This is a genomic window from Bacillus sp. TE8-1, assembly GCF_008368855.1.
Lineage (GTDB): Bacteria > Bacillota > Bacilli > Bacillales > Bacillaceae_G > Bacillus_A > Bacillus_A cereus.
Map to the genome: position 1 here is coordinate 178,515 of NZ_QPET01000028.1, position 15,627 is coordinate 194,141.

The window sequence follows — 15,627 nt, forward strand, 5'->3', positions numbered from 1 at the left end:
TATTTGGGACAGAATCCAATACATATTATTAAAATTAAGATAGTTCAAGTCGGCAGAAGGCACCTTTAGGTGTCTTTTTTTTATGAATTTCAACCCCACCTATTTCCGTAGGTGGACTACTTGTGATTTTACACAATTAAGTTATAGCAAAAGCATTTATATCGAAAGTAATTAAAATTAACTTTGTAACCCTATTAATCTCCATTGTTTTATTATCTTTTATTTTAAAATGAAGTCTTTTCCCTATACGTTCACTAATTACAATATTTCCAAAGGCTAATTTACGCAAATGTTGTACAATCAAATCCTCTGTAATTCTTGTTTGCTTACTTAAATCAAAAACTGACAACGATCCATTTTCCTTCCAAATGGAAAGAAGGGATAACCAATCACACTCACAATATACAGTTAATCCTATTTTATTATACTAGTACAATCTCACCAATATAAAAAAGGACCACCATTACTGGCAGTCCTTTTTTGGTAGTTTTAGAAATTAAATTATAACATATTAATATACAAATTAAAAATATACCTTTACAAAAGATACTATAAGTTTTTTATAATTCTTGATTTCTCAATTTTCATTGCATGATGAATTTTTCTATAAGTATTAACAACTAACATTAAAATTATCAATCCACTAAATTATTAGAAAAAACTGGTTATCTATATAATCATTTGGTAAAATATAGATATAATTTAAGAGGGTAAAGTTAATATAGACCAACTAAGTAATGCTAAGAAAATATTTTATTGCATAAAAAAAGGCTCCATTGCTGGAGCACTCAAAATAAACAAACGAATTAAAACAAGAAACAGACAATTTAACTATATAGATAAAACATAAATAAATCTATATATATGTAAATATGCATATAAAAACTCTATTTATTGATGCTATAATAGGTTTACTCGATGATTGTTATATTTTTTTATGGTTTTTAAGCAATAAATACCTTCTTAACACCAATTGTACAAGTAAAAGAAGACATCTTAAGCGATGTCTTCTTTTCTTATATAATAACAACACAATAAAATTAAGATGGTTCAAGTGGGAGGAAGGCACCTTTGGGTGTTTTTTCTTTGTCGAATTTGCCTAATAGGGGCAGCACCACATTGCTATCAAGTTAAAAAATTTTTTCACCCAAAACAAAAAAACGAGCTGAATTCACATAAATAACTATGGAAGAAAACAAAAACTTGGGATTAAAGAACTTGTGATGTATGACTATATTGGCTGTTTTTATCCAGAAGGATACATTTGTATTTAATCATGAGGATATTGAAGGAATTATATTTGTAGGTTTTATAGATGAGGAAGAAGAGGTATTTGTAGGATTGCTTAATTGAATAGGATCTAGAAACAGGTAGTCTTCAAATTTTGATAAAACTAGCAATCTCCACGCCGAAATTGGTTAAATTATAAGGGGGAAAAGCTGGTCACGAAAATGATGAAGAGATTACTATTTTTAAATCAGTTGGTTTGGCTGTAGTAGATATTATTGTTGCGAATTATTTGTATGAAAAAGCAGTGGAGCGCGGGATAGAATTGAGTTTTGAGGGACTGCCTTTTGGTGGTCTTTTTTGCATAAAATCTTGTAAAGCAAGAAAAAGTAGAATATTAATATTCTAATATTCAATAGAAAGATAAAGCGTTTAAAAGTTCAGAATAATAGATTATAATATGTTTAGTAAAATTAACCAATATATATTTTGCTCATTATGTATTAAAGGGGAAATGAAAATGGCTGGACAAATTCGTATGTCACCAGAGGAGCTTAAATCGAAAGCGGCTCGATATGGACAAGGTGCAAATCAAATTGAGGACATTTTAAGTCAACTACAAAACTTACAAAATGAATTAAGAGGAGAATGGGAAGGTCGTGCTTTTGAAGGTTTTGACCAACAGTTCAATCAATTAAAGCCAAAGGTACAAAACTTTGCACAGCTATTACAAGAGATTAATATGCAGCTTAATAAAACTGCAGAGGCTGTTGCTTCTCATGATGAAGAATTATCACGTAATTTCGGTTTGAAATAAAAATTGTCATACTCTATATAACAAGCATTTCAAATGAGCCATACAGCTTATAGTGTATGGCTCATTTGATTGCATGCCCAGCGAGTGATATTGATAGGGATATATATAATGAGATTTCTTTAATGCATTTGGAAAATTTATAGAAAGGATTTGAAAGAATGGGACAATTTCAAAGTAATTTACAAAAAGCAACACAAATTGCTACGAAAATGGGATTAGCCTCTGATAGGATTCAAAGTGCAACCAGTCGTTCTATAACAAAGGCGACGCGTACAACGTTGTCTGTTAATTTCAAAGCACAAGAAGCGAATCAGCAAGTTTTAGACTTGACGAAACAATTTTCCGCTGCCTTTCAACAAGCGGTTGATAATATTCATTCGGTATCTAATGAATTTGAGAGAATGGATAATGAACTTCACAACACTTTTCGCTAATGTGACAACCTACGTAAAGTAAAATAGTAGGAGGAAAAAGATGAGTCAACATATTGAAAAACAAATTAATCAAGTAAATCAAAAGTTACGAAGTGTATTTGAAGAACAAGACCGAAATCAATCCGCGATTCACATTCAGGAGCAAGTGGAAGCAGATTTTTATGAATGGAGAGGTCGAAACCATCGTTTGTTTGATCGAATTTTAGGAACTTGGCATGGTGATAGAGAAATGTCTCAATTTTTTATGAATACATATCAAGAGGCACAACATATTGAACGAAAAGTCACATTTGAATTAGAAAACCAAAAAGAAACGTTGCTTAAAGAAAGACGAAACCTTAGTGATTTAGAAAACGACCTTTCCTATCAACAACAACAATTAGCGAGGGAGGTCAATGCATGAGCTTAAATATGTATTTAGGAGAAGTACAAGGCCAAACTCAAAGTATGAATGCTGTATGTAACGCTACTATTCAAGGTATGGAACAAGTCATTCAGTCAATTGATGCCTTTGCAATTGATACTGTTCTACAAGGACAAACTTATAGCAGTGCAAAAGCATTTTTTGTACAAACTTTTCGACCTTTGGCACAAGGAATTATTTATTTGTGTGAAGAATTAATCCGTCAGAATGGTGCTTTTCCAAGTCAATTTCAATCACAAGTCGCTTCCACAGATGTAATTGAACAAGAGATATTAGAACAAATTCGGGAAATTGACCGAATGAAAACAAGTATGGAAGCTGTCAATCAAGCTATGCCAATGCCGGGTATGGATGCTATGGTAAATCTTTTTATTGTTATGAGGCAAAAACTGCAAGAAAAGCTGGATCATTTGTATCAATTCAATCAGAACTCTAGTAATAATTATAGTACAGCACTTCAATTAGCAACTAGTATTGCTGCAGGTCTTGCGGAAGTTCAAAGTGGGAAGGGATTTAGTGTTGTCAGCGGTACATTTAGTACGCAAGGATTGAATATGGATTGGACGGGGCCTATTCAAACAATTACAGAAGATAAAGCTCGTGAAGTTGAAAGGTTAAATAAGGATTCTGAATCTGGTGAAGTAGACAAAAAAGAGTCATTTTTAGGTATGACTGGATTCAATTGGAATGCACCATTGGATGGAGCGGGGAATACATTCGGAACACTTACAGGTGCAGTTGTAGTAGGGAATACAGCTCATAAAGTAATTAATGGTTATAAGGTAACATACGATTTGGACAGAAGAGCACAACGCGTCCTTGTAAGAGAATATTCCGGTTTTAAGGGCAATAAAAAAATTAATGGAAAGTATAGGGATTATAAGATTTATTATGTAGATGATGTCGCGGCAAAAATGAAAAATGGAACTGCTAGCAAGACGATAAAAGAAATAGATGCTCTTATAAAAAATGGAAGTGCGCTAAGTGCGTCTAAAATGGCTTTAAAGGATAAACTTGGATGGTTTAGTGTGGCTATAGACTCATATACGGATACAAGTGAGAATATCAAAAATAATGAATCAAATGATAAAATCGCCGGGGATATTATTGGTAATGTTGTTGTAGGAGGAGCAGTAACCGTAGGGGCAACGGCTCTTACAGTTGCTGCCCTCCCAGCAGCACCAGTTCTGGCGGTTGCGGCAGCTGGATTTGCTGTTTCAGTAGGACTAACATATTTTACAGAAGGTGTGAAATGGGATGTTGATTTAGATGGTGATGGTGAAGATGATAGTATTAAAGATATGGTGAAAACGGGTGCGAAAAAAACTTGGTCAACAGTAGCGGGGTGGTTTAATTAATATGAAAAAAATTATAGATTTTAATAAGAAAGCTTTTGCACATTATATGGCTCTTTATCCTGTAAATGAAATAAGATTCCAAATAATTGCCCTTGTTCTTGTGGGAGCGGACATATTTATTCTGTTGCCCGCTTTTGCGAATCCTTTTCGATTACTCTATGTATATATAGTAACTCCTCCAGTTGTTTTTTTAAATTTGTGGGCGATATGGATTGCTATCAATCCTCGGAAACGACAATTACAATACACCCTATTTCGAGGAGTATATGGCGCCATATGTTCAGTCGGATTATTGGTTATAACTCAAAAATATGCTTATGAAGTGTTACAATTACAAACTCCCATCTATTTTATTCTTTCATTTGGTTTGTATGGTTTTGCTTTGTATTATTTTTATAAAAATCATATTGAAAAACTTCAGGAACCAAGAAAAAAATCAAAATCATCGAAAGGAACTGGTGGTGTAAAAGTAGCAGCTATTGCAGCGGGATCGGGGCAGTTAATTGCTAATATAATTCTTAGCATTGCAACACAACAGATGGGGGCAATTGTATTTATGTCTGCATGCACAGTGTTTTCGTTTGTTTTGTTTTATATGATTATAGAACTCCATAAGTATTATTATTTACGGAAGCATATAGAAGATGGAGGGAAAATACGTATAGGCTTTTAAAGAGGATTTGTTGCATTTCAAGTATATAATCGCATTCTTCTTCTAGTTGGTTAAAGGATAGAAAAAATAGGAGGGAGAGTTAATCTCATGAATGTGGAATTACATTTAGATAGCAGAGATATCTTTTTTCTATTTTGGGTGATAGGGATAAATAATACTTAATCGAAAACGACAGGATGGTGCAAGTGAGATTCTGCGCTATTTAAATAATCTTTGAAAAATATATCAGCCGTATAAGAAAGGGCGGAGAATTATGCAATTTTCTAAAGAAAAGCTGTTACCAAATGGCTCTATTGTTCTGTTAAAAGGAGGGACAAAAAAGGTTGTAATTTACGGGAGAAAACAACTACTTATGGTTGAAGAACCGGTTATGTATGACTACATAGGCTGTTTTTATCCAGAAGGATATATTGATCCTGATTATACATTTGTATTTAATCAGGATGCTATTGAAGAAATTATATTTGTAGGTTTTATAGATGAGGAAGAAGAGGCATTTGTAGGATTGCTTAATTGAATAGGATCTAGAAACAGGTGATCTTCAAATTTTGATAAAACTAGCAATCTCCACGCCGAAATTGGTTAAATTATAAGGGGGAAAAGCTGGTCACGAAAATGATGAAGAGATTACTATTTTCAAATCAGTTGGTTTGGCTGTAGTAGATACTATCGTTGCGAATTATTTGTATGAGAAAGTAGTGGAGCGCGGGATGGGATTGAGTTTTGAGGGACTGCCTTTTGGTGGTCTTTTTTGCATAAAATCTTGTAAAGTAAGAAAAAGTTGAATATTAATATTCTAATATTCAATAGAAAGATAAAATGTTTTAAAGTTCAAAATAATACATTATAATATATTTAGTAAAATTAACCAATTTATATTTTGCTCATTATGTATTAAAGGGGAAATGAAAATGGCTGGACAAATTCGTATGTCACCAGAGGAGCTTAAATCGAAAGCAGCTCAATATGGACAAGGTGCAAATCAAATTGAGGACATTTTAAGTCAACTACAAAATTTACAAAATGAATTAAGAGGAGAATGGGAAGGTCGTGCTTTCGAAGGTTTTGATCAACAGTTCAATCAATTAAAGCCAAAAGTACAAAACTTCGCACAGCTATTACAAGAAATTAATATGCAGCTTAATAAAACTGCAGAAGCTGTTGCTTCTCATGATGAAGAATTATCACGTAATTTCGGTTTGAAATAAAAATTGTCATACTCTATATAACAGGCATTTCAAATGAGCCATACAGCTTATAGTGTATGGCTCATTTGATTGCATGCCCAACTTAGCTGGACACACGTTTAAAAAGAGTGATATTAATAGGGAATTTTCATATATTTATTGGGATTTTTTGGCATCTTCTGAAAATTAGAGAAAGGATTTGAGTGATGGGACAATTTCAAAGTAATTTTCAAACGGCACAACAAATTGCTACGCAGATGAGAACAGCTTCGAATATAATCCAAAGTGCAACAAATCGTTCTATAACAAAGGCGACGCGTACAACACTATCTGTTAATTCAAAAGCACAAGAAGCGAATCAACAAATGTTAGATTTTACGAAACAATTTTCCACTGCCTTTCAACAAGCGGTCGATAATATTCATTCAGTAGCCCAAGAGTTTGAGAGAATGGATAACGAACTTCACAACACTTTTCGCTAATGTGACAACCTACGTAAAGGTAAAATAGTAGGAGGAATATAATGAGTCAAGATATTGAAAAACAAATCAATCAAGTAAATCAAAAGTTAAGAAGTGTATTTGAAGAACAAGACCGAAATCAATCCGCGATTCACATTCAGGAGCAAGTGGAAGCAGATTTTTATGAATGGAGAGGTCGAAACCATCGTTTGTTTGATCGAATTTTAGGAACTTGGCATGGTGATAGAGAAATGTCTCAATTTTTTATGAATACATATCAAGAGGCACAACATATTGAACGAAAAGTCACATTTGAATTAGAAAACCAAAAAGAAACGTTGCTTAAAGAAAGACGAAACCTTAGTGATTTAGAAAACGACCTTTCCTATCAACAACAATTAGCGAGGGAGGTCAATGCATGAGCTTAAATATGTATTTAGGAGAAGTACAAGGCCAAACTCAAAGTATGAATGCTGTATGTAACGCTACTATTCAAGGTATGGAACAAGTCATTCAGTCAATTGATGCCTTTGCAATTGATACTGTTCTACAAGGACAAACTTATAGCAGTGCAAAATCATTTTTTGTACAAACCTTTCGTCCTTTAGCGCAAGGAATCATTTATCTGTGTGAAGAGTTAATTCGCCAGAACGATGCTTTTCCAAGTCAATTTCAATCACAAGTCGCTTCCACAGATGTAATTGAACAAGAAATATTAGAACAAATTCGAGAAATTGACCGAATGAAAGCAAGTATGGAAGCCATCAGTCAAGCTATGCCAATCCCAGGTATGGACGCTATGGCGAATCTTTTTACTGTGATGAGGAAAAAACTGCAAGAAAAGCTGGATCATTTGTATCAATTCAATCAGACCTCTAGTAATAATTATAGTACAGCACTTCAATTAGCAGCTAGTATTGCTGCAGGTCTTGCGGAAGTTCAAAGTGGAAAAGGCTTTAGTCCTGCAAGTGGTACATTTAGTACGCAAGGGTTGAATATGGATTGGACGGGGCCTATTCAAAAAATTACAGCAGATAAAGCTCGTGAAGTTGATAATTTGATTAAAGAAAGAACAAAGCATGAAAGGTTGAATAAGGATTCTGAAAAAGTAGATAATAATAATAAATTTGCTACTAAATTAAATAGTATTGTCAATAAAACTAGTAGTTCGGATAATCATATTGTGTTTAAAAATTCTGGTGGATTAGGTGTAGAACCAGATAAAAAAAGTGGTGCTTTTGCTCAAGCTTTTAAATATGAAACGGATATACAGCTTCCTAAAGATATGGATACTTTTTCTAATGATTTAACATCTTTTAATAAAATTGGTGGAGAGGTTAAAGGAGCTGTTGTAGATGCTGGATTTAAAGTTGAAGATTTTACTATACATGAGCAATTGCTTAGAGCTGAAGTTAAAGCTCAGTTTGGTGGGGGAATTGGTGGAGAAGCCAAGGCTGGGGTAACTTTTAATGATCTTGGTGTAGATCATGATTTTGGAAAGGCTCATATAAAAGTAGGAAATGCTGAAGCTGGTTTTGAGGCTAAAGATGGTCATATTGGTATTGGTGCGAAAGCAGATTTAGTTAAAGGTGAAGCAGAACTTAAAGTTCCTATTCCTTTTATTGATTGGAAAGTAGTTGTTGGTGGAGAGGCAGCTTATGGTAGTATTGGTGGAGAGGCTAAATTTGGATTAATGAATGAAATTGATGTTGGTCTTGGAATAGGTCTAGGGGTAAAGTTTGGAGTAGAAAAGGATTAAATAGTTTTATTTAATTAATGTTAGGAGGATAAAGTTTGTTTTCTTTAGATGTATTTAAGAAGATTTTATTGATTTTTTGTGCTATTGCTGTTCCATCTAGTTTGTTAGCTATATGGTTTGGAGCAGATGCTACGTTTAATGAAAAAATTGTTTTATCTGTTGTATTTTGTTTAGTAATGCCATTATCTATTTTTATATTTTATAAGATTGTTTCATTTTTTTTTAAGAAATCTCATTCTTCAAAGAAATATTAATTTTTTATAATTTAGTTAGGAGGAACTTTTAATTATGGAAGATAGATATATGCCAAATTTATTTATTGGAGAAGATTTATTACCAATTGGTTCTGTGGTTCTTGTTGAAGGAATTAATCAACCTCTTATGATTTACGGTAGAAAACAGGGACAAGTGAATGAAAATAAAATGTGGGATTACGTGTCTTGTCCATATCCTCATGGGAATTTGTCTAAAGAATACAATGTATTTTTTAATCATAATCAAATTGCTAGTTTATTTTTTAAAGGTTTTGAAACAGTCGAAGAGTTAGAGTTAAGAAATAAACTAGCAAAATTTTAGTGAAAAGGTAGATTAATTATATGTTTTCAGGATTTCAATGGTTTCCTAAAAGATGGGGAAAAAGAAAAGTTTCAGAACAGTTTCATCAATCAAAGTTTGCTGATGAAGGTAAAGGTATTTTGATTACTATTTATGCTATAGATTTGTATTTTATATCTATTCCTTTAAAGGTAAAAAAATATAATTAGTTTTAATCATAAATATATTTTTTATTTGAAGGTTAGAGGATTACCCCTAAAATGTGAATTTACAATATTAATTTGTTGCTAGTCTTAAAAATGAATAACTTTAACATCAATAAAGATTTTGAGATAAGTCATACGAGATACTTGTAAACCTTAGCTGAAGTGTAAAATTAATTAAATATCTATCAATAGAATAAATCATATTGATAGATATTTAATATTGTAAATCTGCAAGTTCTTGATGTTATTTCAGTTTTTTATTAATTTCAATATATTTTAGGTTCATGAATACTTACTGGGGATATTATTAGAAATGTGTATTGAATTAAATACAAAGTGTATCTAGTATATTGTCTTTTTCTTCCTTGTTGATACCAATATATTTCAGTGTAATTTATAGGGTGCTATAATTGAGTATTTCGTGTAACATAGTGACACCTTTTATTTATAGAACCAATAGCCGAAGCTTTTGCGCATGGTGTGAGTCCCAATAGATTCGATACCAGCAAAATCTTTGGCTTTTTTAAATTTTTGATAAGTCTAGATCTTATTAATTGGTTGATCTTTTTTTCGAGAAGGGAAAAATATTTCACAGAAGGTGTAAAATGGGATGTTGATTTAGATGGTGATGGTGAAGATAATAGTATTAAGGATAGGGTGAAAACGGGTTCGAAAAAAGCTTGGTCAACAGTTGCGGGGTGGTTTAATTAACATGAAAAAAAATACAGATTTTAATAAAAAAGCTTTTGAATATTATGTGGCTCTTTATGCTGTAAATGATATAAGATCGACTATAATTACTCTTGTGATTGGGATAGCAGATATATTTGTGCTTTTACCTGCTTTTGCGAATCCTGTTCAACCGATATATATGTACATAATAGTTCCACCAGTTGCTTTTTTAAATGTATGGGCAATATGGATTGTTATAAATCCTAGGAAGCGACAATTACAATACACTCTATTTCGTGGGGTATTTGGCATCGTATGTTCAGTAGGATTATTAGTTATAACCCAAAAGTTTGCATATGGAATGTTAGGATTACAAACTCCTATCTATTTTATTTTTTCGGTTGGTTTGTATATTTTTGCTTTGCATTATTATTATAAAAATCATATTAAAAAACTTCAGGAATCAATCAAAAAATCAAAATCATCGAAAAAAAACTCTAGTTTTGGAGTAGTGGCTTTTGTAGGATTGGGTCAACTCATTGCTAATATCAGTCTTGGTTTTGCAACACAAAAGATGGTAGCAATTGTATTAATGTGTGTATACTCCATGCTTTCGTTTATGTTGTTTCATTTCATTATGGAACTCCATAGGTACTATTATTTAAGGAAGCATATAGAAGATGGGGGTAGAACACATGAAACCTTTTAAAGAGGTTTATTGAATTTTAAGTATTGTGATTTATGGAAGGAAACAAAAACTTATGGTTAAAGAACCTGTGATGTATGACTATATTGGCTGTTTTTATCCAGAAGGAGGAAAGCTGATATGCAAGCATTTAAAGTTGGGAAATTAGTCACATTCGTTGCAATTATAATACTTCTTGTAGTTGCTATTTTATCTCCTTACAACTTATTTAAAAAGATTTATTTTATTATTGGTGTTCTTATTATTGGCGCAATTTCACTTGGTACAAATAAATTTTTTGAACTGATACACAGTAAATTTAATAAGAAATGATATTACTTATGTGATAGGGAAATTCCCCTCTAAATCCTTAATGATTTAGAGGGGAATTTCTACAATATGATTTTACTGGATTACGTGGAACTAAATTAGCCCATCACCATATTGGTGGTGGTCAAGCTGTTGGTGTTCCGCTGCCACTACATCCTGGTTTTTGAGGGGTTCATAACGCAAAAAAAGCGATTGGAGCATGGGTGAAAGATGCAGGATATGTAGAAATGCTTCAGAAATGTATTGAACATCATACATTAGGCGGTAAATAAAAAATAAAAAATGAAAAATGAAAAATGAAAAATGAAATGGAAAATTGTTTTGATAAAATAATTAGAGAGTGGCAAGATTGTAATAGTTCATTACTAAAATCTTTATGGATAGAAGAAGCAGATACTTTTATCTATGAAGGAGAACCAGATATAGAGGGGTACGTATTCTGGAAACCGTTAGAAAAAAATATAATTCATGATTTTTCTAATATAGAAAAAGATTTGGGGATACAATTACATAATTCAATTAAAGAATATTATAATTCTTATTGATTTTTAGACTTTGGAGGTAATTATTTAGGTTATGCTTTTGAATTAAATCCTGTTATACCAGGAATTGAACTGCATGATTTTTATGTATCTTTACAAGGGTACCAAGGCGCACATGATAATCAACTGAATAATATTCCTATTGGTATGGAATTTAATGGTCTCTTGGTAGTTGTAGATAATGAAAATGGTACTGTTACAGGGAAACCAAATCAAGTTCCAAAAAAGTAAAAGGAGAATTATATGGATTTAATAGATTTTAAGAACAAAGGTCTTAAGTATGATTGGAAAACTATTTATACCGGTGTAAATAAAAAATATTTCGAACCGAATGTCATTTCTGATTATGCGGTGGAACTAATGGAAGCCGGTGATGATGAAGCTTTTGTTAATGAACTAGCTTGGGGAATAGATTCTAGTGATTTAGATAAAATTTTGTTTGAAATTAAAGATTTCCACTTTCCTAATCTAGAAGAAAATAGTGAAGAATTACAGAATGAGATAAGTAAACTCAGATTCGTTTACTTATCTAAGTTAAAAGAAAAGATTACTGATGAGGATGAACTATTAAATAGAATTGCAGAGTTTTATGATAGACATGATTATCCTGAAGATATGACAAGTTTTATTACTTATATGCCCCAAGATACCCCAACTACGAAGGAAGATTTGTTAAATAGGTTTTATAAATTTTTGGATTCAGAGAAAAAATTTATTGAATAGCTACTTTGCTAGATTCTGAGGGCAAGAAATGAATTTTTTGAAGAACAAGCCTTCTTTAAGGTTGAATATTTCAATGAACCATGTTATCTAGCTTGGAGTAAGTGAAGAGAAAGTTACATATGGAGAATGATCAACAAAAGAGACCTAACATTTGCGGTCTCTTTTGTTGATTTAAATTAAAAAGTATCATTTAAGTGGATGCCCTTTTGTACCTCTTACTTTACATACAAATAGGCTTCAATTGCTGATACATAGTATCTTTTATCCTTGCTGTTATGTACTTTGTATTGTGGCGCTCCATTCACAGTTACCTTTACATCAATGGTAAATCCTAATCTTACCTCTAAAGCACCAACAACATCTTTACCCTGCCAAGAAAGAGATTCATCGAGTTCAGATTAACGAAAAACATAGAATACATAATTTTAACTAGACTTATTATTAACTAGTGTATCCCCACCACCAAGCTCTGCCTCAATCTGCGAAGTCTTCGATGACTCATCCATACGCCAATACGTAATAAAGCTGATCGCGATACATCCAGCTACGTAGAAGTAGAATAGTGACTCCATTCCGATACTCTTTAGCCATAATGCGATGAACTCAGCTGTTCCGCCGAATATCGCAACTGTTAGTGCATATGGTAAACCTACGCCAAGTGCGCGAATTTCGGTCGGGAAGAGTTCTGCTTTTACAATTGCGTTAATTGATGTGTAACCAGTAACGATAATGAGGCCGACCATCATGAGTAAAAATGCTACGATTGGTTCTGTCGTTTTTTCCATAAAGAAGAAGATGGGCGCTGTTAGTAATGTTCCGAGAATACCGAATGCCATTAATAGTGGGCGGCGTCCAATTTTATCGGATAATAGCCCTGCAATTGGCTGAAGTACGACGAATATAAGTAGTGCGACAAAGTTAATCCAGCTTACAACTTCTTTCGGAAGGCCGACTGTGTTTACCATGAACTTTTGTAAATATGTTGTGTACGTATAAAATGCAACAGTGCCTCCTAATGTTAGGCCGACTACTGTTAATACTGCTTTCGGATGTTTCATAAGAGCGCGAATGGTTCCTGCGCTTTCACGTTTTTGTGATTTTATGTTTGAGAACTGCTCCGACTCATCCATCGTGCGGCGAAGCCATAATCCAGCTACTGCGCCCATCGCTCCAATAATGAATGGAATACGCCATCCCCAAGCTTTCATATCTGGTTCGCTTAGTAATTGCTGAAGAACAATTTGAACGCCTAACGCAACCATCTGTCCAGCAACGAGCGTTACATATTGGAAACTTGAATAAAAACCACGGCGTCCACTACTAGCCATTTCAGATAAATACGTTGCGGAAGTTCCATACTCTCCGCCGAGTGACAACCCTTGAAGTAAACGAGCAAGAACTAAAATAATTGGTGCCATAATACCGATACTTTCGTAACTCGGTGTACAGGCGATAATTAAAGAACCACCGGCCATAACCGTAATGGAAAGCGTTAATGCTGCCCGGCGTCCATGCCGATCCGCATAACGTCCCATTAATAAACTCCCAATAGGGCGCATTAAAAACCCAACTGCGAAAATAGCTGCTGTGTTCAGTAATTGACTCGTTGGATCTCCTTTAGGAAAGAACTCTGCTGAAAAATAAACAGCGAAAGCAGAGTAAACGTACCAGTCGTACCATTCAATTAAATTGCCGACAGAACCTTTGAAAATATTGCCGGCGACTCGGTTTGATTTTACTTGAGCCATACTAATTCCTCCTCTTGCTTATAAATAAAATAATAATTATGAAAGCGTGTTCATTGTAGTTGAATTGTACTGTTCTTTAAATGAAATCTCAATATTATGACAATTTTATTCTTTTTGTACTTTATGAACATGGATATTTTTAATAGTTGCTTCATTTTCAGTTTTGTCATAATAATAGAAAAAGGAGATTGATAGTTTTGAATATTTTATCAAAGGATATGAAATATGAAGAAATCACGCAAAGTGTCATTGCAAACGAAAATAGTAAGCTTAATTATCGCGTTAATTTTATTTGTCGTTCTCCTATTAGCGGGAATATTTGTTTACATTCAGTCCGTTGATACGAAGCGCCAAGTAGAACAGTTAGCACTGCAAACAGCGAAGTCGCTTTCTTTTATGCCTGCTATAAAAGATGCTTTTCAAAATAACGAGCATAAAAGTACGATTCAATCTATTGCGGAACAAGTTCGTGAGCAAGCTGGTGCAGATTATGTCATTATAGAAGATCGCTTTGGGGTTATGTATTCCCATTCTAATTCGGAGTTAATTGGCACAAAGAGTAACAACCCGTATAACTATGAAGCGCTCACTTTTGGCGGATACTATACGCTCGAAGGAAAGGGTTCAAGTGGCCCGGCTTTAATGGCGAAGGCACCTATTATTGTTCATAACGGAGATTACGATCAAGTAGTAGGCGTTGTGACAGTAGAGTTTTTAATAAAAGGTATTGAATCTAACATATTGAGTAGAACGAAAGAAATTATCCTCTTTTCATTAGCAGTATTATTAGCCGGCATTGTTGGTGGCATTCTTTTAGCGCGTAGCATCAGGAAAGATACACTCGGTTTAGAGCCGAATGAAATCGCAGCGTTATACCGGGAACGAAGCGCAATACTACTATCTATAAAAGAAGGGATTATCGCCATTGATCAAAATGGTTTTATTACGATGATGAACACCTCAGCAGAAGAAATGCTTCATGTAAATGATGATTATATGCAGCAGCACATTTCAAAAGTTTTACCGGAATTTAATATGGAGAGAGTGCTAGAAAACGATCAAGAAATCGCGTTTCAAGATAAGGTGTTTATTTTAAATATGACGCCGATACTCGAAAATAACAGTACGGTAGGTGTTGTATGTAGTTTTAGAGATAAAACAGAACTGCAAAACCTTGTGAACACAATATCTGAGGTAAGAAAGTATTCCGAGGACTTACGCGCTCAAACACATGAATTTACAAATAAGCTTTTCGTTTTATCAGGATTACTTCAGTTAGGACATTACAAAGAGGCGATTGAATTTATCCAGCAAGAATCTAACATTCATCAAAGCCAAAACCATATTTTATTCCATCAAATTCACGATGCGAAAGTACAAGCTATTTTATTAGGAAAAATCGGAACAGCATCTGAGAAGAAAATTGATTTTCATATTGAAGGAGATAGTGCGCTTCATCCATTACCAGACCATATAAAGGTGTCGCACCTCATTACGATCCTTGGAAACATAATCGATAATGCGTTTGATGCGGTGAGTGGGCAAGAGGAGAAGAGAGTTTCCTTCTTCGTTACGGATATAGGACACGATATTGTATTTGAAGTGATAGATAGTGGGATAGGAATACCGGTAGAAAAAATTACGACCATTTTTCAAAAAGGATTTTCAACGAAAGGAACTGATCGTGGTTACGGACTAGCAAACGTAAAAGAAATGGTAGATCTACTAGAGGGAACAATTGAAATTCAAAACGAGAAAAATGGGGGAGCTATTTTTACAATTTACCTTCCGAAAACATTGAAAGAAAGTACATGACAAACAGGGGG

18 protein-coding genes and 9 pseudogenes are annotated in these 15,627 nt (G+C 33.5%); 23 read left to right on the forward strand and 4 right to left on the reverse strand.

Annotated features, from left to right (window positions below; all coding sequences use genetic code 11):
* Positions 1 to 136: 136 nt before the first annotated feature.
* Positions 137 to 355 (reverse strand): annotated as a pseudogene (locus DN404_RS24630) (transcriptional regulator); the annotation flags it as partial.
* 829 nt (positions 356 to 1,184) lie between these two features.
* Here DN404_RS24630 and DN404_RS24635 point away from each other — a divergent pair.
* The 16 genes and pseudogenes from DN404_RS24635 to DN404_RS30650 form a co-directional block, all read left to right on the forward strand.
* Positions 1,185 to 1,353, forward strand: a pseudogene (locus DN404_RS24635) (DUF4176 domain-containing protein); the annotation flags it as partial.
* Positions 1,354 to 1,429: 76 nt separating this feature from the next.
* Positions 1,430 to 1,549 (forward strand): annotated as a pseudogene (locus tag DN404_RS31040) (ornithine cyclodeaminase family protein); the annotation flags it as partial.
* A gap of 198 nt (positions 1,550 to 1,747) precedes the next feature.
* On the forward strand, positions 1,748 to 2,044 hold the full coding sequence (locus DN404_RS24645; RefSeq protein WP_000918591.1) for a WXG100 family type VII secretion target: 297 nt from the start codon (positions 1,748 to 1,750) through the stop codon (positions 2,042 to 2,044).
* Between the two features lie 158 nt (positions 2,045 to 2,202).
* Positions 2,203 to 2,478, forward strand: coding sequence for a TIGR04197 family type VII secretion effector (locus tag DN404_RS24650; RefSeq protein ID WP_006923578.1), 276 nt, complete (start codon positions 2,203 to 2,205; stop codon positions 2,476 to 2,478).
* Between the two features lie 40 nt (positions 2,479 to 2,518).
* Entirely contained in the window at positions 2,519 to 2,881 is a 363-nt protein-coding gene (locus tag DN404_RS24655; RefSeq protein WP_149215556.1) for a DUF3958 family protein, read from the forward strand.
* Complete coding sequence (locus DN404_RS24660) at positions 2,878 to 4,260, forward strand: T7SS effector LXG polymorphic toxin (protein WP_149215557.1); 1,383 nt, start codon at positions 2,878 to 2,880, stop codon at positions 4,258 to 4,260. Before DN404_RS24655 ends, DN404_RS24660 begins: the two co-directional genes overlap by 4 nt.
* 1 nt (position 4,261) lies before the next feature.
* Positions 4,262 to 4,933: a hypothetical protein gene (locus DN404_RS24665; protein ID WP_098821582.1), complete on the forward strand. Its 672-nt coding sequence runs from the start codon at positions 4,262 to 4,264 to the stop codon at positions 4,931 to 4,933.
* 253 nt (positions 4,934 to 5,186) lie between these two features.
* On the forward strand, positions 5,187 to 5,450 hold the full coding sequence (locus DN404_RS24670) for a DUF4176 domain-containing protein (RefSeq protein WP_138101366.1): 264 nt from the start codon (positions 5,187 to 5,189) through the stop codon (positions 5,448 to 5,450).
* Between the two features lie 76 nt (positions 5,451 to 5,526).
* Positions 5,527 to 5,718, forward strand: a pseudogene (locus DN404_RS24675) (hypothetical protein); the annotation flags it as partial.
* 126 nt (positions 5,719 to 5,844) lie between these two features.
* A complete protein-coding gene (locus DN404_RS24680) occupies positions 5,845 to 6,141 on the forward strand; it encodes a WXG100 family type VII secretion target (RefSeq protein ID WP_000918587.1) in 297 nt (98 codons plus the stop codon).
* A gap of 185 nt (positions 6,142 to 6,326) precedes the next feature.
* On the forward strand, positions 6,327 to 6,602 hold the full coding sequence (locus tag DN404_RS24685) for a TIGR04197 family type VII secretion effector (protein ID WP_000529655.1): 276 nt from the start codon (positions 6,327 to 6,329) through the stop codon (positions 6,600 to 6,602).
* Positions 6,603 to 6,643: 41 nt separating this feature from the next.
* Positions 6,644 to 7,003, forward strand: coding sequence for a DUF3958 family protein (locus DN404_RS24690; protein ID WP_149215558.1), 360 nt, complete (start codon positions 6,644 to 6,646; stop codon positions 7,001 to 7,003).
* Entirely contained in the window at positions 7,000 to 8,340 is a 1,341-nt protein-coding gene (locus tag DN404_RS24695) for a T7SS effector LXG polymorphic toxin (RefSeq protein WP_076876521.1), read from the forward strand. The genes DN404_RS24690 and DN404_RS24695 overlap by 4 nt, the downstream gene beginning before the upstream one ends.
* Positions 8,341 to 8,375: 35 nt before the next feature.
* Positions 8,376 to 8,594, forward strand: a complete 219-nt coding sequence (locus DN404_RS24700; protein ID WP_076876522.1) for a hypothetical protein — start codon at positions 8,376 to 8,378, stop codon at positions 8,592 to 8,594.
* A 34-nt stretch (positions 8,595 to 8,628) separates the two neighbouring features.
* Positions 8,629 to 8,916 (forward strand): DUF4176 domain-containing protein, encoded by a 288-nt coding sequence (locus tag DN404_RS24705; RefSeq protein WP_076876523.1) that lies wholly within the window; start codon positions 8,629 to 8,631, stop codon positions 8,914 to 8,916.
* Positions 8,917 to 8,936: 20 nt separating this feature from the next.
* Positions 8,937 to 9,104 carry a hypothetical protein gene (locus DN404_RS30650; protein ID WP_000490954.1) on the forward strand — a complete coding sequence of 56 codons (168 nt, stop codon included), beginning with the start codon at positions 8,937 to 8,939 and terminating at the stop codon, positions 9,102 to 9,104.
* A 322-nt stretch (positions 9,105 to 9,426) separates the two neighbouring features.
* Here DN404_RS30650 and DN404_RS31045 read toward each other — a convergent pair.
* Positions 9,427 to 9,683: pseudogene (locus tag DN404_RS31045) on the reverse strand (tyrosine-type recombinase/integrase); the annotation flags it as partial.
* Positions 9,684 to 9,813: 130 nt separating this feature from the next.
* Between DN404_RS31045 and DN404_RS24720 the strand changes: the two are divergent.
* The 6 genes and pseudogenes from DN404_RS24720 to DN404_RS24740 all read left to right on the forward strand — a co-directional run bounded on the left by DN404_RS24720 (position 9,814) and on the right by DN404_RS24740 (position 12,053).
* Positions 9,814 to 10,482, forward strand: a complete 669-nt coding sequence (locus DN404_RS24720) for a hypothetical protein (protein WP_139849224.1) — start codon at positions 9,814 to 9,816, stop codon at positions 10,480 to 10,482.
* Between the two features lie 13 nt (positions 10,483 to 10,495).
* Positions 10,496 to 10,588: pseudogene (locus DN404_RS24725) on the forward strand (DUF4176 domain-containing protein); the annotation flags it as partial.
* Positions 10,589 to 10,599: 11 nt separating this feature from the next.
* Entirely contained in the window at positions 10,600 to 10,791 is a 192-nt protein-coding gene (locus tag DN404_RS24730) for a hypothetical protein (protein WP_001147554.1), read from the forward strand.
* Between the two features lie 98 nt (positions 10,792 to 10,889).
* A pseudogene (locus DN404_RS31050) lies at positions 10,890 to 10,955 on the forward strand (hypothetical protein); the annotation flags it as partial.
* Between the two features lie 129 nt (positions 10,956 to 11,084).
* Positions 11,085 to 11,528: pseudogene (locus DN404_RS24735) on the forward strand (SecY-interacting protein Syd); the annotation flags it as partial.
* Positions 11,529 to 11,573: 45 nt separating this feature from the next.
* Positions 11,574 to 12,053, forward strand: a complete 480-nt coding sequence (locus tag DN404_RS24740) for a DUF2247 family protein (protein WP_000364132.1) — start codon at positions 11,574 to 11,576, stop codon at positions 12,051 to 12,053.
* A 215-nt stretch (positions 12,054 to 12,268) separates the two neighbouring features.
* On the opposite strand, the pseudogene DN404_RS31360 reads toward DN404_RS24740, so the two are convergent.
* Positions 12,269 to 12,439 (reverse strand): annotated as a pseudogene (locus DN404_RS31360) (N-acetylmuramoyl-L-alanine amidase); the annotation flags it as partial.
* 39 nt (positions 12,440 to 12,478) lie between these two features.
* Positions 12,479 to 13,801, reverse strand: coding sequence for an MFS transporter (locus tag DN404_RS24750; protein WP_149215559.1), 1,323 nt, complete (start codon positions 13,799 to 13,801; stop codon positions 12,479 to 12,481).
* Positions 13,802 to 14,026: 225 nt separating this feature from the next.
* On the opposite strand from DN404_RS24750, the gene DN404_RS24755 reads away from it, so the two are divergent.
* Positions 14,027 to 15,616, forward strand: coding sequence for an ATP-binding protein (locus DN404_RS24755; RefSeq protein ID WP_149215560.1), 1,590 nt, complete (start codon positions 14,027 to 14,029; stop codon positions 15,614 to 15,616).
* Positions 15,617 to 15,627 lie beyond the last annotated feature (11 nt).